The sequence below is a fragment of the Acidimicrobiales bacterium genome (assembly GCA_035547835.1).
In the GTDB taxonomy this organism is placed as follows: Bacteria; Actinomycetota; Acidimicrobiia; order Acidimicrobiales; family Iamiaceae; genus DASZTW01.
This window is the reverse complement of record DASZTW010000008.1, coordinates 37,846-55,899: the sequence shown is the minus strand read 5'-3', so window position 1 is coordinate 55,899 and position 18,054 is coordinate 37,846. Positions and strand designations below refer to the sequence as shown.

Below are 18,054 nucleotides of genomic sequence, written 5' to 3'. Positions count from 1 at the left end.
TCACTCGGGCGTGACGTACGCGGCGGTGATGCCGCCGTCGACGACGAGCTCGGCGCCCGTCATGAACGACGCGTCGTCCGACGCGAGGAACAGCGCGGCCTTGGCGATCTCGGCGGCTTCGCCGAAGCGTCCCATCGGGATGTGCACCAGACGGCGTTGCTGCTTCGCCTCGGTGTCGAGGAACTTCATCAACAGCTCGGTGCGCAGCGGGCCCGGGCACAGCGCGTTGACCCGGATGCCTTGGCGGGCGTGGATGACCGCCAGCTCCCTGGTGAACGCCAAGACCGCGCCCTTGCTGGCCGTGTACGCGACTTGGGAAGTGGCCGCGCCGACGAGCGCCACGAACGACGCAGTGTTGATCACCGACCCTCCGCCGGTGCGCTGCAGCGCGGGGATGCCGTACTTGCAGCCGAGGAACACGCCCTTGGCGTTGATGGCGAGGGTGCGGTCCCAGGTGTCTTCGCCGGTGGAGATGGCGTCGTCGTCGGCCGAGTCCATGATCCCGGCGTTGTTGAACAGCACGTCGAGCCGGCCGAACTCGGCCTCAGCCGCGGCGACCATCGCTTCGCAATCTGCCGCCGAGGCCACGTCGGCGGCGGTCCCGATCGCGCGGCCACCGGCGGCGGTGACCAGCTCGGCGGTCGCGTCGGCGCCGGCCTTGTCGATGTCGACCGCCACCACCGCCGCTCCTTCGCGGCCGAACAGCGTTGCGGCCTCCCGCCCGATGCCCGATGCCGCGCCCGTGATCAGCGCGACCTTGCCATCCAATCTCATTCCCAACCCTCTCTTGTCGATTCTGGGCACCTCACCGTGTGCCCCGGGGACCACCCTGCCGCGCCCAGAACGGTCGTTTCCTGGGGTTCGTCGGGAGTGCGGACCCCTGGTCAGATCCGCTCGAAGTAGCGGGCTCGTTCCCAGTCGGTGACCGACGCGGCGAACGCGGCGGATTCGGTTCGGAAGAAGTGCGTGTAGTGCTCGACCACGTCGGCACCGAACGCCGCGGCCGCGAACGAGCTCGCCGCGAAGGCATCGGTGGCTGCGTCCAGCGACCGGGGCACGCCGGGCAGCTCGGCGGCACCGTAGATGTCGCCGTCGAACGCGGCGGGCGGGTCGACCTGATCCGCGATCCCCGCCAACCCCGTGGCGAGCAGCCCGGCCAGCGCGAGATACGGGTTGCAGTCCGCGCCCGGCACGCGGCACTCGATACGCAAACTGGGCCCTTGGCCCACGACGCGCACCCCGGCCGTGCGGTTGTCGTAGCTCCATGCCACGCGGGTGGGCGCCCACGAGCCGTCGACATAGCGCTTGTAGCTGTTGACGGTCGGCGCGTAGAAGACCATCACCTCAGGCAGGTGGGCGAGCACGCCGCCGAGGAACCAGCGGAACTCGTCGGAGCACGACAAGCGGCCGACCTGCTGGTCGCCGTCGAACGCGTTGACGCCGTCGCGCCACAAGCTGAGGTGCACGTGGCAGCTCGACCCGGCCCAGTCGGTGACCGGCTTGGCCATGAACGTCGCGCTCATCCCGAAACGGTCGGCGGTCTCCTTCACGCACTGCTTCAGCAGCACGTGGCGGTCGGCCATCTCGACGACTTCGGCGTAGCGCACGTTGAGCTCGTGCTGGCCGGTCCCCCACTCGCCTTTGGAGCTCTCCACGGGAACGCCCGAGCGCGACAAGTGCCGTCGGGCGGCGCCGTTGACGTCCTCGGTCCGGCTGCCGGCGAGCAGCTGGTAGTCCTCGATGTAGTGGTTGGCCGGATCGAGCCGCACATGCCCCTGCTCGTGGGCGTCGCGGTAGCTGGTGCGGAACAGGTAGTACTCGAGCTCGGTGGCCGCCATGACCTGGTGACCGGTGGCGCTCGCCGCGTCGACTTGGCGCCGCAGGATCGAGCGGGGCGCGACCGTGACCGGTTGGTGGGTGGCGGGATCGGCCACGTCGCACAGCACGATCGCGGTGCGGTCGAGCCAGTCGGCGACGCGGAGCGTGGCGAGGTCGGGCGCCAGGTGGACGTCGCCGTAGCCGGCGGCCCAGTTGGCGAACTGGTAGCCCGGCACCGGCTCCATCTCCATGTCGGCGGTGAGGAGGTAGTCGCACGCGTGGGTGCCGGCGCCGACGACGTCGTCGAGGAAGAACGATACGTCGCACCGCTTGCCGGCCAAGCGACCGTACGGATCGGTGAACCCGACGATCACCGTGTCGACGTCGCCCCGATCGGCCGCCGCAGCGAGCGTCTCGGTGGTCAACCGTCCGTCGTCGGCACGGCCCACGGCGCTCACCTCCCTGCCCGGTTGAGCCGGGCGAACATGGCCTTTTGCGCCTTGTACAGGCCCGGGAACTCGGCGAACAGCCGGTCGTAGACCGCGCGGTTGGCGGGGTCGGGCTTGAACGTGGCGTCGACCGGGATCAGCGACCGCACTTCGTCGCGCCGCACGGCACCGAGGCCCATGGCCGCGAACACCGCGGCGCCCCGGAGGCCACCGTGGAGCGGTTCGGCCACGCGCTCGATGGTGTGGTCGGTGACGTCGGCCATGATCTGGCACCACAAGTCGGCCTGGGCGCCGCCGCCGATGATGCGGATCGGGTCGAGCCGCCGTTTGGCGAACTTCTCCACGCCGTGCAACAACCAGCGCGAGTTGTACGCGACCCCTTCGAGCACTGCCCGCGCGAGATGGGCCTGGGTGGTCGAGAGTCCGACGTTGTGGAAGCCGCCTCGGGCGTTGCGATCGTCGATCGGTGAGCGCTCGCCGGTGAGCCACGGCGTGAAGATCACGTCGCCCGACCCGGCGGGCACTGCCGCCGCCAGCTCGCAGAGCCGGTCGTAGCCGGGAGCCGCCACGCCCGCGCCATCGCCCGCGCCGGAAGCTGCCACGTTGTCGCGGAACCACTCGAAACACCGGCCGGCGGTGTCCTGGTTGTTGGCGATCAGGTAGCGGTCATTGGTGATGCCGGGCACGGTGGCCATCTGGCGCACCACGTCGGTCTTCTTGGCGTCGAAAGGGCAGCTGATCCACGACGTGGTGCTGATGGTCATGTGCGCTTCCCAGTCGCCCACGCACCCCGAGCCGATCACGGCCGAGTGGAGGTCGGGGGTGCCGGTGACGACTGCGGCGTCGGGTGAGATGCCGAGGTCGGCGGCCACCGCCGCGGTCACGTTCCCGATGATCGAGCCGGTCGGCACCAGCGGGGGCAGCTTGGCGCGGTCGATGCCGGCCATGCGCACCAGCGTGTCGTCGTAGTCGAGCACGTCGAGACGGCGGTTGTCGGTGAGCCACGCGCCGGTCATCGAGGCGTGACTCGCGGCCGGGATGCCGGTGAAGCGCATCGACAAGTAGTCGACCGGTTCGAGATACCAGCGGGCGGCGCGGGCCACGTCGGGCCGGTCGTGTTGCAGGAACAGCATGTGGCCCACCGGGTCGTCGCCGGTGGCGGCCGGCACGCCGCCGGTGTGGCGCACCCACGTGGCGAGCGCACGGGCGCCGTACCCCTGCACCGCGCCGCCCACGACTTTCGCCGAGTACGGCCCGCCCTGGGTGTCCATCCACATCACGCAGTCGCCCACCGGCTCGCCCGACGCGTCGACCGGCACGGTGCTGGCCCACTGGCCCGTGATGCTCACGGCCTGGACCTGCTCGCCGCGCACCGGGCCTTCGGCGAGGCCTCGCTTGGCGGTCTCGCACACGACGCGCCACCACTCCCCGGCGTCTTGGGTGGCCGCGCCGCCGGGACCGTGGCGGGTCTCCACCAGCACGTGGTCCTTCCACGCGACCTCGCCGGTGAACGACACGAAACCGACTTTCGGTCCGCCGGTGCCGAGGTCGACCGCCAGCACGTAGCGGTTCGACCGGTCGGCCGGCGCGCCGACCCCGCCCGCCGCGCCCGATGCCCTGGTCGCCGGTGGGGAGGCGTCGGCCCGCCCTTGTCGCACCGTCTCGTCGCTCACCCGATCTCCCCGTTCAACCGATGTCCCCGCTCAGCCGACCGGTGGGACCGACTGCTGGGTGTCGAGCATGTCGGCCATGATCCCGGTTATGAACTCCTCGGTCTCCGACGTGAGGCCGCCGGCGACGCCGCCGTAGATCGCCGCGGAGAACGCCTGCTCGCCGGCCGCGTCCTTCGCCTTGGCGGTCTCGACCGCCGCGGCGAGGTCGTCTGCGAACGCCTCGGCCACACCTGGCTGCGTCTGCGGGCGGGTCACCGCCATGTGGATCGAGTTGGGGTACTGCTGGCCGTTGAAGCGCCAGCCGTTGGGTCGCATGGCGTCGACCACGTGGTAGATGTCGAACACGTCGGAGGTGAAGCTGAAGCAGAACGTGGGGTCGCCCATGATCCGCAACTCTGGGTGCGACCGCACGGCGGCTTTCATCTTGTCCGCAGTCGAGAAGATCTGCCGGGCGTACTCGAGGTAGCCCTCGCGGCCGAGCTGCACCATCGAGGCCCATGTCGCGGCCAGCAAGCCACCGGACCGTGAGCCTTCGATGCCGGGCGACATGTACTTTCCGCCGCTCCAGTCGAGCAAGAAGAAGTACTGCGCGTTGCGCAATGCCTTGTCGCGGAACAACAAGGTGGACGTGCCCTTGAACGCGTAGCCGTACTTGTGGGTGTCAGCCGAGATGCTGGTGACGCCGGGGACCCGGAAGTCGAACAGGGGGATCGGGCTGTAGCCGAGCTCCTGGCCGAACGGGAGGATGAACCCACCGAGGCAGCCGTCGACGTGGAGGCCGATGCCCCGCTCGAGCGCCAGCGCGCCGAGCTCGGGGATCGGGTCGATCGTGCCGTACCCGTAGTTGCAGGCCGACCCCATCATGGCGATGGTGTTCTCGTCGATGTGGTCGGCCACCCAGTCAACGTCGACTTGGGTCGTCGTGGGGTCGATCGGTGCCTTGCGCAGCTCGATGCCGAACAAGTGGCACGCCTTGTCGAACGCCGGGTGGCCGGTCTCGGGCTTGATGAAGTTCGGTTGGGTGATGCCCCGGCGCTCGCGGCCGTGTTCCCGGTAGGCGAGCACGGCGTGGAGGATGCTGCCGGTGCCGCCGGTGGTCACCATGCCGACTGCCTCGCTGTCGGTGACCGCCTCTGCGTGCAGGAGGTCGAGGGCCATGGCGATGACCTCGCCCTCCATCTTCGTGGCGCTGGGGCACATGTCTCGCTGGAGGATGTTGACGTGTGCGTACAGCCCGAACGCCTCGTCGAGGAACGCGTAATGGTCGTGGTCGCCGCAGTACATGGTTCCCGAGCACTTGCCGGTCTCCCAGAACTGGTCCTCCTCGGTGGCCATCGTGCGGAGCTCGGCGAGCACGTCCTCGCGTGGACGGCCCTTCTCGGGCAAGGTGCGGTTCACGGTGAACCGGTCGGTGTAAGGGAAATCAGGCATCGGTTGGGTCCTCCTCGGACAACAGCGCTCCACCGAGTCGACGCTCGAAGGTTTGCACTTCTTCGTCGGTGAGGAGCTGGAAGATCGACAAGGCGAGCAGCGCACGGCGCAACTGGGCCGCGTCGTCGGGGCGGGGGTCGGCGAGGTGCCGCACCAGGAAGCCGTCCGACAGCGCCACGAAGGCCCGCGCACCTGCGGTGGCCCGCGCCGCGCCGGCGGCCCGGAGCGCGGCGACCGTGGCCCGCTCGAAGGTGGCCATCGCCTCGGCCACCGCCGGTCGCAGCGCAGGGTCGCGCGCCGCGGCCAGGTACGTCTCGATCTCGGCCAGCGCGTCGGACGTGGGTGTGGCGGTGAGCCGGGCTGCGGCGGCGTCGGCCACGTCGGCGGGGCTCGACCCGTCGGGCAGCTCCACTGCGAGGTCGGCGATGCGCTGGCTGGACTCGGCCGCGAAGACCACGAGCGCCTCGGACACGAGATCGTCGATCGAGTCGAAGAAGTAGCTGGTGGTCGACGGCGGGAGTCCGGCACGCTTGGCGACCGCCCGGTGGGTCACCGCGCCAGCGCCCCGCTCGGCCGCCAGCTCGCGGGTGGCCTGCAACAGCGCTTCGCGCCGCCGGGTTGCGGACGGCCCGTGGACGCGGGGGCGGGTGGTCGGCACGTCGGCCACCCTAGGGCCAGTGTGGACATCTGTCCAGAGACTTCTGGACGGTCGTTCAGATCAGATGGCCGCCGGCGGGCCCACGCCGTCAGGCGCCCACCGTTGACAGACCGAGCGAACGGCGCTCGTGACCACATGCGCCGCCGCCGGCCTGCACCTCGACCTGGCCTGAGCCGCCTCCTGCGTTCAGCCGGCGCCGCGCCGTTCGTAGGTGACGAACCGGTACGGCAGCGCGTCGGCTCCCCCATTGCCGGGCTCGCCGGCCTCCGTCGAGGTGGCCTGCCACTCGCGCGCATCGAGGGGCGGGAAGTACGTGTCGCCGTCGACGTCGGCGTCGACCTCGGTGAGCACCAGCCGGTCCGCGACCGGCAACGCCGCGGCGTACAGCTCGGCGCCGCCGATCACGAACACCTCGGGCACATCGCCGCACACCGCCAGGGCCGCGTCGAGCGACGGCACCACTTCCGCCCCGTCGACCGCGAGTTCGGGGTTGCGGCTCACCACCACGTTGCGCCGGCCGGGCAACGGTCGGCCGATCGACTCCCACGTGCGGCGGCCCATCACGATGGGCGCGCCCATGGTCGTGGCCTTGAAATGGGCCAAGTCGGCCGGGATGCGCCACGGCAAGCCGCCGTCGCGGCCGATCACGCCGTTGCGGGCGCGGGCGGCGACGAGGGTGAGGCGGGTCACACCGCCACGGGTGCGCTGATGGCCGGGTGCGACTGGTAACCGACGAGGTCGACGTCCTCGAACCGGTAGTCGAACACGCTGGCGGGGCGGCGGGCGAGCACCAGGCGGGGAAGCTCGAGCGGCTCCCGGACGAGCTGGGTCTCGACCTGGCTGAAGTGGTTGACGTAGATGTGGCAGTCGCCGCCGGTCCAGATCAGCTCACCGACGTCGAGGCCGGTCTGCGCGGCGATGAGGTGCACGAGCAGCGCGTAGCTGGCGATGTTGAACGGCACCCCGAGGAACAGGTCGGCGCTGCGCTGGTAGAGCTGGCACGACAGCCGCCCGTCGGTGACCGAGAACTGGAAGAACGCGTGGCACGGCGGCAGCCGCATCTCGGCCAGCGCGCCCACGTTCCACGCCGACACCACCATCCGGCGCGAGTCGGGGTCGGTGCGGATCAGGTCGATGACCCGCGCGATCTGGTCGATGTGGCCACCGTCGGCCGTCGGCCACGAGCGCCACTGGTAGCCGTAGATCGGGCCGAGCTCGCCGTCGGGGTCGGCCCACTCGTCCCAGATCGTGACGCCGCGCTCTTGGAGCCAGCGCACGTTGGTCGACCCTTGCAGGAACCACAGCAGCTCGTTGACGATCGAGCGGAGGTGCACCTTCTTGGTGGTGACGATCGGGAACCCGGCTTGCAGGTCGAAGCGCATCTGGTGCCCGAACACCGACCGCGTGCCCGTGCCGGTGCGGTCACCTTTGTCGGCGCCGTGCTCATAGACGTGGCGAAGGAGATCGAGGTACGGCCGCAAGGTCACCAGCGTGCCACGCGCCGCCCACCGTCGCGGCCATCCACCCCACCATGCGCCCTACCCCCCATCCTGCTGTGAGCGCTCAGCCACCCACCAGGTGGCCAAGTGCTCACAGCTGCGTTCGGGCTACTTGAAGCGGTAGCGCACGGGGAGGTGCTTCACGCCGCTCACGAAGTGCGACAGTGACCAGCTGGGGTCGCCGGCGGGCTCGATGTGATCGAGCTGTTGCGACAGCTTGGCCAACATGGTGCGCACCTCGCGGCGGGCGAACTGCGAGCCGAGGCAGAAGTGGGCGCCCATGCCGAACGACATGAGCTTGTCGGCGTCGGTGCGTCGCACGTCGAAGGTCATCGAGTTCTCGAACACGTCTTCGTCACGGTTGGCCGAGGGGTACGACAGCAGCACCCGGCCGCCTTCGGGGATCGTCACCCCGCCGACTTCCATGTCCTCGGTGGCGTAGCGCATGAAGTGCCGCACGGGGGCCGTCCAGCGGATCACCTCGTCGGTGGCGCCGACCAGCAGGTCCGGGTCGTCGCGCAGCGCCCAGATCTGGTCGGGGTCGCGCAGCATGGCCTCGAGGCCGCCCGACAGGGCGTACGAGGTGGTGTCGTGGCCGGCGGTGGCCACGATGATGTAGTACCAGAGCCGCTCTTCGTCGCCCATGGGGCAGCCGTCGATCTGGCCGTTCGCGATCACGGTGGCGAGGTCGTCGACCGGGCAGGCCCGGCGGTTCTCGGTGACCTCGTTGAAGTACTGGATGTACCGCATCACGGTGGCCACGAGCTTGACCTGCGGGTCTTCCGCGTCGCCGAGGTACTCGGGGTCGGCGGCGCCGAAGATGCCCTGGGTGAGCTCCATCATCAGCGGCTCGTCCTCTTCGGGCACGCCGTAGATGTCCATGATCACGTGCAGCGTGTACGGCTTGGCGATGTCCTCTGCGAAGTCGCACTCGCCCCCCAAGTCGCGCATCTTTTGCACGAAGTGGTCGGCGATCTCGTCGATGCGAGGCTGGCGTCCCTTCACCGCGGCGGGCTTGAACCAGTCGTTGGTGACCCGCCGGTGGTCGCGGTGCGTGGTGCCGTCGAGGTGCACGAGCGACTTGGGCAGCGGCATGCCCGACGCCATGACTTCGTCCATCTGCGCGTCGGGGCCGAGCACCGACCACGACGTGTTGAGCCAGTGCTGGTTGTCGCGTGACACGGCGAACACGTCTTCGTGGCGCGTGAGCACGTAGAAGCGCGAGAACTCGTCGAACTCCACCTCGAGCACGGGCGCGGTGCGGCGGATCTCGGCGACCCGCTCGTGCCAGGAGTCCATGTCGGCCCACTCGTTGGGGTCGATGAACAACAGGCCTCGGGTGTCGACGGCTTCGGCGATGCTGACCATGACTCCTCCTTCTTCGATGCTGCTTGGTCGGATCGTCGGTGACGCGATGGTCAGCCGACGACCAGCACGGGCTTGATGACCTTGCCGCTGATCGAGGCCTGCTCGGCTTCGTTGATCTGCGACAGCGGGAACGTCTCGATGAGGCGGTCGAACGGGAACTTGCCGTCCTGCCACAACTCGATCATGCGGGGGATGAACTCCTGCGGGACGACGCTGCCCTCGAACACGCCGACCAACGTCTTGCCGAGCAGGACGGCCCCGTCGAGCACGAGGTCGCCTTGTTGCACGGCCACCAGCGCGCACGCGCCGGTCATCCGCAGGCCTTGGAGCGCGGCGGTGATCACGGCGGGCACGCCGGTCGTGTCGAGCGCGTAGTGGGCCCCGCCGCCGGTGATGCCGAGGATCTGACCGACGAGGTCGCTGGCGTTGCCGTCGATGGTGTGGGTGGCGCCGAGCTCCTTGGCGAGCTGGAGCCGGTGCTCGTGGAGGTCGACGACCACGATCGTGGTGGCGCCGGCGACCTTGGCGGCCATCACGGCCGCGAGGCCGACGGCTCCGGCGCCGAACACGGCGACCGACGTGCCGGGCTGCACGTCGAGCGCGCTCAGCATCGTGCCGGCGCCGGTCTGGATGCCGCACGCCAACGGGGCGAGCTGCTCGAGTGGGAGTGACTTGTCGACCACCACCACGTTGCGGCTCGTGGCCACGGCGTGGGTGGCGAACGACGACTGGCCGAACCAGCGGGCCGAGATCTCCGCGCCCGATTCGTCGGTCACAGTGGTGCTGCCGTCGAGCCGCCGGCCGAACAAGTTGCGGATCACGAACGTGTCGCAATAGGCGGGCTGGCCCTTGGTGCAGTTCTCGCACTGGCCGCACGAGTCGAACGACACCACGACGTGGTCCCCGACCTCGATGCCTTCCACGCCCTCGCCGAGCGCCTCGACCACGCCCGACGCCTCGTGCCCGGTGATCAACGGCAGCGGCAGCGGGATGGCCTCGGACCTCGGGATCATGTCGGTGTGGCACATCCCGGCCGACACGACCCGCACGAGCACTTCGCCCGGGCCCGGGTCGGCGAGCTCGACGGTCTCGAGCTGGTACGGCTCCTCGCGGGCACGGAGCACGGCCGCGGTGATCTGCATGTGGATTCCCCCTGAAACCGGCGGACCGCCCGCCGTCAGAACATACCTTGAGGTATGGTCGCTGACTCTAGGGTCGCTCGTACGGTCGTGCAAGCGGCCCGACGCGGCGGTCGACCGGTGAGGGCGAGACAGGATCGAGGCATCGTGGACGCACGAACCCCCAACGACTACTTCGAGACGGCGCTCGACCTGCTGGCGGAAGACGGCCCGAAAGGCATCACGATCGCCAGCCTGTGCCGCCGACTCGAGGTCACGAAGGGCAGCTTCTACCACCACTTCGCCAGCGTCCCGGCGTTCCTGGATCGCCTCTACGAGTACTGGGAGCACCGCGGCGAGGAGGCCACGCTGCGGAGCCTGGCCGAGACCGACCCGGTCGGTCGGCTCGAAGTCGCCAAGCTCGAAGGCACGTGGGGACTGCACCACGAAGCCGAGACCGCCATCCGGGCGCTCGCCCGCGACGACCCGCGGGCGGCAGACGTCCTCGCCCGCGTCGACCAGCTCCGCGAAGACGGCCTCCAGTTGGCGTTCGAGCTGGCCGGCATCGAGCCCGACCGTGCCCGCGTGCTGGCACGCATCGGCATCGCCATCCTCATCGGCACCCAGCAGCGCGAGCATCCCGTCGACCGCCGCCAGCTCCAGACCACCTTCGACGAGTATCAACGCTGGCTCGAAGCCGCCATCACGTTGCCGGCCGCGTCCCCCGCGCCCTGAGGACCCCTGTCCACCCCCTGCACCGAACCCAATCCGTTCCGGGCACCTGACCGTGCCCTGGGGGGCTGGGGTGCCCGGACTGGGGTTGGTCGTAATCTCCGGGCATGAGCGACGGCGACCTGATCGTGCGCGGGTACCGGCCTGAGGACCGGCCCGCCGTGCGGCGCATCTGCCACGTCACCGGCTACATGGGCGACCCCGCCGACTGGTACTGGGCCGACGAGGACAGCTTCGCCGACACGTGGACCGGCTACTACACCGACAAGGAGCCAGAGTCGTGTGGCGTGGTCGAGCTCGACGGCGAGGTCGTCGGCTACTTGATGGGCTGCCGCGACACCCGCCAGGCCGACCCGCCCGAGAACATCATCGGGCGACACCTGATCGGGGGGCGCCACCTCCTGGTCCGCAGAGGCACGGCCGGGTTCATCTGGAGGGCGGTCGGCGACATCGCGGTCGACGCAGCCCGGCGGCGGCTCCCGGCCCGCGACACGTATGACCCACGCTGGCCGGCGCACCTGCACATCGACCTGCTCCCCGTGGCCCGCGGCCGCGGCGCCGGACGCCTGCTGATGCAACGCTGGCTCGACCGGTTGCGCGCCGACGGGATCGCCGGCTGCCACCTCGGCACGTTGGCCGAGAACACCGCGGGGATCGCCTTCTTCGAGGCGATGGGTTTCCGCCGCCACGGCGGCACCCCACCCGTGCCCGGCATGCGCTCCCCCACCGGGGCCCGCCACCACGAGCAGCTGATGGTCCAAGAGCTCACCTGAGCTCTACTCCCCGAGCGCCCGTCCCCACGCCGTCCCCACCCGGACCCCGCCCCCTTCCACCTTCACAACCCGGGTGGGATCTGGTCGTCAGGGCAACCACTTCCCCACCACCACGGGGTTTGGGAGGCCGGATCGGGGGAGGGCAGGCCGGGGCGGGTTCCCGGGGTGGAACGGCTCAGCGGAACTCGAGGCCTTCGAAGTCGCCCTTGTCGCGCCAGGCCTGGAGGTACTCGAAGAACGCCGACGCGCCGAGGGGGTAACCGACGAACAGCTCGCTGCCGGTACGCGACGGTTGGCCCTCGTTGTTGTAGTAGCCGGGCGTGCAATCGGGGCTGCCGATCACGCGGGGCAACGTCGGGCCCGACAGGAGCAAGTCGATCCAGGCGTCCTCGGCCTCTTGCGTGACCTCGACCTCGCGGTGCCCACCGTCGAGCGCGTGGCGCACGATCTTGGCGACCGTCAAACCGGTCTCGGTGAAGTTGTGCGGCACGTTCGAGATCAAGTTGGCGCCCTGGGTGAGCTGCACGATGAACAAGTTGGGGAACCCGTGCACGTGCGTGCCGTGCATCGTCCGCATCCCCCCGGCCCACTTCTCCGACAGCTTCAGCCCGTCGCGGCCGGTGGCGTCGTAGCCGGCCCGCCGTGTGAACGGGGTGCCGACCTCGAAGCCCGACGCGTAGATGATGCAGTCGACCTCGTACGCCTTGCCGCCGGCGACCACCGCCGTCTCGGTGATGCGCTCGACGCCCTTGCCGTCGGTGTGCACCAGGTGGACGTTCGGCCGGTTGTACGACTGGAGGTACTCGTCGTGGAAGCAGGGTCGCTTGCACAGCTGGCGGTACCAGGCCTTGAGCCCCTCGGCCGTCGCGGGGTCGTGCACGACCGAGTCGACGCGGGCCCGGATCTCCGACATCTTCTCGAAGTCGGAGTCCTCGAAGGCGCGGAGCATGCCCTGCGGCGTCAGCTCGTCGGCCGGCAGCTCCATCACCTTCGAGCGGATCCGGCGCGACAGGTCGGTCCAGCCGTCCATCACGAGGTCTTCGTCGGCGCTGCCACCCGCCTGGTTGGCGGTGAAGTTCTCCAGCCACCGTCGCTGCCAGCCGGGCGTGGCGATCGACGCGAACCACTCGGGGTCGATCGGCTGGTTGGCGCGCACGTCGACCGATGACGGGGTGCGCTGGAAGACGAAGAGCTCGCCCGCCGCGGCGGCGAGGTGCGGGATGCACTGCACGGCGGTGGCACCGGTGCCGATGATCGCCACCCGCTTGCCGGCGAGCCCGTCGAGCGGCGCGCCGGACGGGTCACCGCCCGTGTAGTCGTAGTCCCAGCGGCTCGTGTGGAACGAGTGGCCGGCGAACTCGTCGATGCCCGCGATGCCCGGCAGCTTCGGCACGTGCAGGGGGCCGGTGCCCATGGCGAGGAACCGGGCCCGGAACTGGTCGCCGCGGTTGGTCCGCACGATCCAGCTCGACGCGACCGCGTCCCACTCGAGGTCGGTGACCTCGGTGTGGAACAGCGCGTGGTCGTACAGGCCGAACTGCTTGGCGATGCGCTGGCAGTGTTCGAGGATCTCCGGTGCGTGGGCGTACTTCTCGGAGGGCATGTGGCCGGTCTCTTCGAGCAACGGCATGTAGACCATGCTCGCCGTGTCGCACTGGGCGCCCGGGTAGCGGTTCCAGTACCAGGTGCCGCCGAAGTCGCCACCCTTTTCGACGATGCGGACGTCGTCGATGCCGGCCTCTTTGAGCCGTGCGCCGGTGACGAGCCCCGCGAAGCCGCCGCCGATGAAGGCGACCGTCACCGTGTCGGTGACCGGGTCGCGCGGCTCGACTTCGCGGTACGGGTCGACGGCGTACCGCGCGAAGCGGCCGGTGAGTGGCTGGTATTGGTCATTGCCGTCGGGACGCAACCGCTTGTCTCGCTCCTCGCGGTACTTGCGCTTCAGCGCTTCCTTGTCGATCGTGCTCGTGGCGGCGCGGTCGGCAGGTCGAGCGGTCGGCTGGTCAGCGGTCGTGCGGTCCCCCGTCGTCCCCATGCGGACCAGTCAAGGCAAATCTTGACCCGCGGGTCAAGCCCTTCGACGTGTGACCGTCGACGCCCCGCGCCCCCACCCGCGACGCACTAAGAAGGGTTGGGATGTTCGACGACCTGTCGCACTGGGCCCGGGGAGACGGTCTCCAGATCGTGCTGATCGCGGTGGGTGCCGTGCTCCTCGCCCGCCTCGGCCAGTGGGTCGCCGGCAAGGTCATGACCGACCTCCATGCCCGCACCGACTCGCAACAAGCGGCCGGCGAGCTGCCCGACGACCGGGTCAAGCACATGTACGCGGTCACCCAAGTGCTGTCGTGGGTGTTCGTCGGGCTGACGTACTTCGTGGCGTTCATGTTGATCATCGCCCGGTTCGGCCTGCCGCTCACCAGCCTCGTCGCCCCTGCCGCCGTGGCCGGTGTGGCCATCGGCTTCGGTGCCCAACGAGTGGTGCAGGACCTGCTGTCGGGGTTCTTCGTGCTGGTCGAACGCCAATACGGGTTCGGCGACGTCATCCGCATCTCGCCGCCCGGCACGACCACCGGGATCACCGGAACCGTCGAGGAAGTGACGCTGCGGGCCACGAAGCTGCGGACGTACACCGGTGAGCTGGTCATCATCCCCAACGGAGAGATCCGACAGGTCACCAACACCTCGCGGGACTGGGCGCGCACAGTGATCGACGTGCCCGTGGCCGTCGGCACCGACATCGCCGTGCTCACCGACGTGCTGCGCCGGGTGTGCGAGGAGGCCTTCGCCGACGCGACCCTGCGGCCGCTGCTGCTCGACCGCCCGTCGGTGATGGGCGTGGAACACCTCGACGTCGAATCGCTGCAGCTGCGGGTGGTGGCGCGGACCCAGCCCGGCAAGCAGAACATGGTGGGACGCGACCTGCGGTCGCGGATCGCGTCGGCCATGCGCCAAGCGGGGATCGTGGCCGCGATCCCGACGCTGAGCACCGACGACGCCACGAGCGACACGCTCGACCACACCGGCGCCGACGCGGGGTCGTCGAGGGACGGCGGATCCCCCACGGGCGGGAGCGGCGGTACGCCGGACGCCGGCAGGGGCGAGGGCGGCGCATGAGGATCGCTCGCACGATCGGGCCGCGGGGGCTGCGGACTTCGACAGTGGTGCTCGCCGTCGTGTTCCTGGGCACGCTCACGCTGTGGCTGTTCGTCCGCCCGGACTCACCGTCCAAGGCGACGTACGTCCCGTTCGTCCCGGCCACCACCACCAAGCCAGCCACGCCGACCACCCGACCGTCGTCGCGCACGACCACCACGCGCCCGGGCACCGCCACGAGCACCACGCGGGCACCGGCGTCGACCACGACATCGAAGGCAACCGCGACGACCGCAAGCGGTCCGGCGTCCACGTCCACCACTGCGAACGCCACCTCGACGTCGACCACCACCGCGGCGACCCAGGCCACGTCGAGCACCTCGACGTCCGTTCCCTGACCGATCGGTCAGCTCGCGACACCGCCGGCTCGGCGATCAGCGGCCGGCAGCGGTGGGCGCGCCGGCCAGCTGGTGCAGCCGTGCGCGGCCGTCGGCCGTCGCGGGTGACGCGGCGGGCGACCCGGTCAGCTGGTGCAGCCGTGCGCGGCGGTCGGCCGTCGCGGGTGACGCGGTGGGCGACCCGGTCAGCTGCTGTCGCCGCGGTAGATGCTGCGCTTGGGCGCGGCCATCAGCTCGCGCACGAGCGGCTCGAAGTGCTCGAGCGGGTAGCTGTCGTACGACGGGTCGAAGGCCACTTGGTCGTACTCGGCGCAGAACTCGGCGGTGTAGTCGAACCACTCATGGCCGCGGTGCTGCTCTCGCAGGTCGCGGTCGAGGCCGAGGTGGTGGAAGAAGTAGTAGCCCTGGAAGATCCCGTGCTTTTCGAGCATCCAGTGGTTCTGCTCGCTGACGAACGGCTTGAGGATCGCCGCGCCGATGTCGGCGTGGTTGAAGCTGCCGAGCGTGTCGCCGATGTCGTGGATCAGCGCGCACAGCACGTACTCGTCGTCGCGGTTGTCGCGGGCTGCCCGGCTGGCGGTCTGCAACGAGTGCTCGAGCCGGTCGACGGCGAAGCCGCCCTGGTCACCGTCGAGCACCCGCAAGTGAGCGAGCACCCGGTCGGGCAGTCCGACCGCGAGGTTGATGGTCTCGACCGCGATGATGTCCCAGTCGGCCTTGGTGCCCTCGGTCATGGCGTGGAACTGGGCGCGTGGCTTGGCCTCGGGATGAGCTTGCGTGTCCGTCATCTCGCGGTCTCCCTTCTGGCGGTTCGGATCCACGCTACCCGTCGCACCCCCGGGCCGCCCCACCCGCCCCTCCCGTCGCACCCCCGGCCCGCCCCACCCGTCCCACCCCTCGCACCCCCGGCCCGCGCCACCCGTCCCTCCCGTCGCACCCCCGGGCCGCGCCGGCACGGCGGCTTCGGGCCCGCCAACCATTGCGCGGTGAGCACGTGGAGCGGGCGGAGCGCTCTGGGCGCGTGCCGCTGCGCTTCGGACCAGGCAGGAGGGCGACGCCCGTGTCGAGGGCTACCCAGGCGTCCGCCGAGCACGGCGAGCGGTACCGGCAGATCGCGCTCGAGGTCGCGCTCGAACGGGTGGCGGCCGTCGACCCGCAGCCCTGAGACCTTGCGGGTGCGAGGATGCCGGGATGCGATTCGATCTGATGACCGGCGCCAACACATGGGACCGCACGGCTGAGCTCGCACGCTCGATCGAAGGGGCCGGGTTCTCCGGGATGTTGTTCACCGAGCAGACGCAGACGCCGTGGATGTCGATCGCCGCAGCGGCGACCGCGGCGCCCACCCTCGAGTTCTCGACCGGCATCGCCGTGGCGTTCCCGCGCAGCCCGATGGTGGCGGCGGGGCTGGCGTGGGAGCTGGCCGAGAACACCGGTGGGCGGTTCCGGCTCGGGCTCGGCAGCCAGGTGCGGGCCCACATCGAGCGCCGCTACAGCGCCGAGTTCGACCCGCCCGGCCCCCGGATGCGTGACTACCTCGAAGCCGTCAAAGCGTGCTTCCGTGCCTTCCGCGGCGAGGAGCCGCTGCACCACGCAGGGCCGTATTACAACCTGTCGCTGCTGCCGGCGATGTGGGCGCCGCGCCGCCACGGGCACGGCGACGTGAAGGTCGACGTGTCGGCCGTCGGGCCGTGGATGTGCCGCATGGCGGGCGAAGTGGCCGACGGGATCCACGTCCACCCCTTCCACTCCGTCCCCTACCTCCATGACCGGCTGCTGCCCGGCGTGGCTGAAGGCGCGGCCGAGGCCGGGCGCGACCCGTCCGAAGTCGACCTGACCATCCCGGTGTTCGCGATTCCCGGCGACAGCCCCGAGGAGCGGGCGCCGTTGCTGGAGCGGGCGCGGGCGCAGATCGCGTTCTACGGGTCGACCAAGAACTACGGCTTCCAGTTCGACGACCTCGGCTTCGAGGGCACGTCGGCCAAACTGAACGAGCGGCTCAAGGCAGGCGACATCGCCGGCATGGCGGCCCTGATCACCGACGAGATGCTCGAGCACTTCGCCGTCGTGGCCACCTGGGACGACCTTGCCGGCGCGCTGGTCGACCGTTACCGGGGAGTCGCCACCCGGTTGGTGATGTACCTCGGTGAACCGTCGATCGCCGCCGACCCGTCCAACCTCGGCCGGTGGGGCGAAGTCGCCCGAGCCGTGACCGCCGCCTGACGTATCGGAGGACCGCCATGCCCACCTGGGACGACGTCGTGCGCATCGGCACCGCACTGCCCGAAGTGGAGGAGTCGACGTGGTTCCGGACGCCCTCGCTCAAGGTGGCCGGCAAGGGCTTCGCCCGGTTGCGCAGCGAGCAGGAGGGCGGGCTGGTGCTGATGTGCGAGCTCGACGAGAAGGAGGCGCTGCTCGCTTCGGGCGACCCGGCCTTCTACACGACCCCGCACTACGACGGCTACGGGGCGATCCTCGTCGACCTCGACAGGGTCGACCCTGGCGAGCTGGCCGAGTTGGTCGACGCGGCATGGTGGATCAAAGCGCCGCCGAAGGTCCGCAAGGCCCGCCAGACCCGCGACGCCGGCGACGTCGGCGACGACAGACAAGGCTGACGGCGCCCGCGCGCCGGCGACGCCGGCGACGCCGGCGACGGCTGACGGTGCCCGCGCGCACGCCTCTGGCGCGCGAGGCACGCCACGTCACCGCGCCACCACGGAGGGCCGACCGCCCGAGCCGGGCAGGGCCGGTACGCAAACCGGCCGACCCGAGGGCCGGCCGGGGCACGCGCTGGCGCGGTGGATTTGGCGGAGAGGGTGGGATTCGAACCCACGGACAGGGTTGCCCCCGCCACCTCCTTAGCAGGGAGGCCCGATCGACCAGACTCCGGCACCTCTCCGAATGGGCCACGAGACTATCTCGCCGACTGAGGCGCCCCGACCTTCGTGCACAAGTGGCGACAGAGCAGCCATTTCCGCACGAAGAACGAGCCGGGCGCGGGCCTCGCCGAACTCGTTGCATCGACCGGTTGAGCCAGCCAACCA

General features: G+C 70.3%; 17 protein-coding genes and 1 tRNA gene. 6 read left to right on the top strand and 12 right to left on the bottom strand.

What is annotated here, in order from left to right; all coding sequences use genetic code 11:
• The 9 genes from VHA73_09005 to VHA73_08965 form a co-directional block, all read right to left on the bottom strand.
• Positions 1 to 774 (bottom strand): glucose 1-dehydrogenase, encoded by a 774-nt coding sequence (locus VHA73_09005; protein ID HVX18158.1) that lies wholly within the window; start codon positions 772 to 774, stop codon positions 1 to 3.
• A gap of 110 nt (positions 775 to 884) precedes the next feature.
• Complete coding sequence (locus tag VHA73_09000) at positions 885 to 2,267, bottom strand: glutamine synthetase family protein (GenBank protein HVX18157.1); 1,383 nt, start codon at positions 2,265 to 2,267, stop codon at positions 885 to 887.
• A gap of 5 nt (positions 2,268 to 2,272) precedes the next feature.
• The gene (locus tag VHA73_08995) at positions 2,273 to 3,940 is read right to left on the bottom strand and encodes an FGGY-family carbohydrate kinase (GenBank protein ID HVX18156.1); all 1,668 of its coding nucleotides are present in this window, start codon (positions 3,938 to 3,940) and stop codon (positions 2,273 to 2,275) included.
• A gap of 30 nt (positions 3,941 to 3,970) precedes the next feature.
• A complete protein-coding gene (locus tag VHA73_08990; protein ID HVX18155.1) occupies positions 3,971 to 5,371 on the bottom strand; it encodes an aspartate aminotransferase family protein in 1,401 nt (466 codons plus the stop codon).
• Complete coding sequence (locus VHA73_08985; GenBank protein HVX18154.1) at positions 5,364 to 6,029, bottom strand: TetR family transcriptional regulator; 666 nt, start codon at positions 6,027 to 6,029, stop codon at positions 5,364 to 5,366. Before VHA73_08985 ends, VHA73_08990 begins: the two co-directional genes overlap by 8 nt.
• 186 nt (positions 6,030 to 6,215) lie before the next feature.
• Positions 6,216 to 6,719 (bottom strand): dihydrofolate reductase, encoded by a 504-nt coding sequence (locus VHA73_08980; protein HVX18153.1) that lies wholly within the window; start codon positions 6,717 to 6,719, stop codon positions 6,216 to 6,218.
• Positions 6,716 to 7,510, bottom strand: a complete 795-nt coding sequence (locus VHA73_08975; protein HVX18152.1) for a thymidylate synthase — start codon at positions 7,508 to 7,510, stop codon at positions 6,716 to 6,718. The genes VHA73_08980 and VHA73_08975 overlap by 4 nt, the downstream gene beginning before the upstream one ends.
• A gap of 126 nt (positions 7,511 to 7,636) precedes the next feature.
• Positions 7,637 to 8,896 (bottom strand): cytochrome P450, encoded by a 1,260-nt coding sequence (locus VHA73_08970; GenBank protein ID HVX18151.1) that lies wholly within the window; start codon positions 8,894 to 8,896, stop codon positions 7,637 to 7,639.
• Positions 8,897 to 8,946: 50 nt separating this feature from the next.
• Positions 8,947 to 10,038: an NAD(P)-dependent alcohol dehydrogenase gene (locus VHA73_08965; protein ID HVX18150.1), complete on the bottom strand. Its 1,092-nt coding sequence runs from the start codon at positions 10,036 to 10,038 to the stop codon at positions 8,947 to 8,949.
• 144 nt (positions 10,039 to 10,182) lie between these two features.
• Between VHA73_08965 and VHA73_08960 the strand changes: the two genes are divergently transcribed.
• Together VHA73_08960 and VHA73_08955 are read left to right on the top strand one after the other, a co-directional pair.
• Positions 10,183 to 10,749: a TetR/AcrR family transcriptional regulator gene (locus VHA73_08960; protein ID HVX18149.1), complete on the top strand. Its 567-nt coding sequence runs from the start codon at positions 10,183 to 10,185 to the stop codon at positions 10,747 to 10,749.
• Between the two features lie 104 nt (positions 10,750 to 10,853).
• Positions 10,854 to 11,519, top strand: coding sequence for a GNAT family N-acetyltransferase (locus tag VHA73_08955; GenBank protein ID HVX18148.1), 666 nt, complete (start codon positions 10,854 to 10,856; stop codon positions 11,517 to 11,519).
• Positions 11,520 to 11,694: 175 nt separating this feature from the next.
• Here the strand turns inward: VHA73_08955 and VHA73_08950 are convergent, their stop codons facing one another.
• A complete protein-coding gene (locus VHA73_08950) occupies positions 11,695 to 13,554 on the bottom strand; it encodes an NAD(P)/FAD-dependent oxidoreductase (GenBank protein ID HVX18147.1) in 1,860 nt (619 codons plus the stop codon).
• Between the two features lie 101 nt (positions 13,555 to 13,655).
• Here VHA73_08950 and VHA73_08945 point away from each other — a divergent pair, with 101 nt between their 5' ends.
• Together VHA73_08945 and VHA73_08940 are read left to right on the top strand one after the other, a co-directional pair.
• The gene (locus tag VHA73_08945) at positions 13,656 to 14,633 is read left to right on the top strand and encodes a mechanosensitive ion channel family protein (protein HVX18146.1); all 978 of its coding nucleotides are present in this window, start codon (positions 13,656 to 13,658) and stop codon (positions 14,631 to 14,633) included.
• The gene (locus VHA73_08940; protein HVX18145.1) at positions 14,630 to 15,010 is read left to right on the top strand and encodes a hypothetical protein; all 381 of its coding nucleotides are present in this window, start codon (positions 14,630 to 14,632) and stop codon (positions 15,008 to 15,010) included. Before VHA73_08945 ends, VHA73_08940 begins: the two co-directional genes overlap by 4 nt.
• A gap of 185 nt (positions 15,011 to 15,195) precedes the next feature.
• Here VHA73_08940 and VHA73_08935 read toward each other — a convergent pair whose 3' ends face one another.
• Positions 15,196 to 15,798, bottom strand: a complete 603-nt coding sequence (locus VHA73_08935) for an HD domain-containing protein (protein ID HVX18144.1) — start codon at positions 15,796 to 15,798, stop codon at positions 15,196 to 15,198.
• 403 nt (positions 15,799 to 16,201) lie between these two features.
• Here VHA73_08935 and VHA73_08930 point away from each other — a divergent pair, with 403 nt between their 5' ends.
• Both VHA73_08930 and VHA73_08925 read left to right on the top strand, forming a co-directional pair.
• The gene (locus VHA73_08930; protein HVX18143.1) at positions 16,202 to 17,233 is read left to right on the top strand and encodes a TIGR03617 family F420-dependent LLM class oxidoreductase; all 1,032 of its coding nucleotides are present in this window, start codon (positions 16,202 to 16,204) and stop codon (positions 17,231 to 17,233) included.
• 17 nt (positions 17,234 to 17,250) lie between these two features.
• Entirely contained in the window at positions 17,251 to 17,625 is a 375-nt protein-coding gene (locus VHA73_08925) for an MmcQ/YjbR family DNA-binding protein (GenBank protein HVX18142.1), read from the top strand.
• A gap of 190 nt (positions 17,626 to 17,815) precedes the next feature.
• Here VHA73_08925 and VHA73_08920 read toward each other — a convergent pair.
• Positions 17,816 to 17,909, bottom strand: a tRNA-Ser gene (locus VHA73_08920).
• Positions 17,910 to 18,054: the final 145 nt, after the last annotated feature.

What these genes read in the sequence shown, in the direction of transcription:
- VHA73_08955 (HVX18148.1), top strand. Translation starts at nt 10,854, where the DNA reads ATGAGCGACGGCGACCTGATCGTGCGCGGGTACCGGCCTGAGGACCGG.
- VHA73_08940 (HVX18145.1), top strand. Translation starts at nt 14,630, where the DNA reads ATGAGGATCGCTCGCACGATCGGGCCGCGGGGGCTGCGGACTTCGACA.
- VHA73_08970 (HVX18151.1), bottom strand. Translation starts at nt 8,896, where the DNA reads ATGGTCAGCATCGCCGAAGCCGTCGACACCCGAGGCCTGTTGTTCATC.
- VHA73_08965 (HVX18150.1), bottom strand. Translation starts at nt 10,038, where the DNA reads ATGCAGATCACCGCGGCCGTGCTCCGTGCCCGCGAGGAGCCGTACCAG.
- VHA73_08930 (HVX18143.1), top strand. Translation starts at nt 16,202, where the DNA reads ATGCGATTCGATCTGATGACCGGCGCCAACACATGGGACCGCACGGCT.
- VHA73_08950 (HVX18147.1), bottom strand. Translation starts at nt 13,554, where the DNA reads ATGGGGACGACGGGGGACCGCACGACCGCTGACCAGCCGACCGCTCGA.
- VHA73_08945 (HVX18146.1), top strand. Translation starts at nt 13,656, where the DNA reads ATGTTCGACGACCTGTCGCACTGGGCCCGGGGAGACGGTCTCCAGATC.
- VHA73_09005 (HVX18158.1), bottom strand. Translation starts at nt 774, where the DNA reads ATGAGATTGGATGGCAAGGTCGCGCTGATCACGGGCGCGGCATCGGGC.
- VHA73_08935 (HVX18144.1), bottom strand. Translation starts at nt 15,798, where the DNA reads ATGACGGACACGCAAGCTCATCCCGAGGCCAAGCCACGCGCCCAGTTC.
- VHA73_08990 (HVX18155.1), bottom strand. Translation starts at nt 5,371, where the DNA reads ATGCCTGATTTCCCTTACACCGACCGGTTCACCGTGAACCGCACCTTG.
- VHA73_08925 (HVX18142.1), top strand. Translation starts at nt 17,251, where the DNA reads ATGCCCACCTGGGACGACGTCGTGCGCATCGGCACCGCACTGCCCGAA.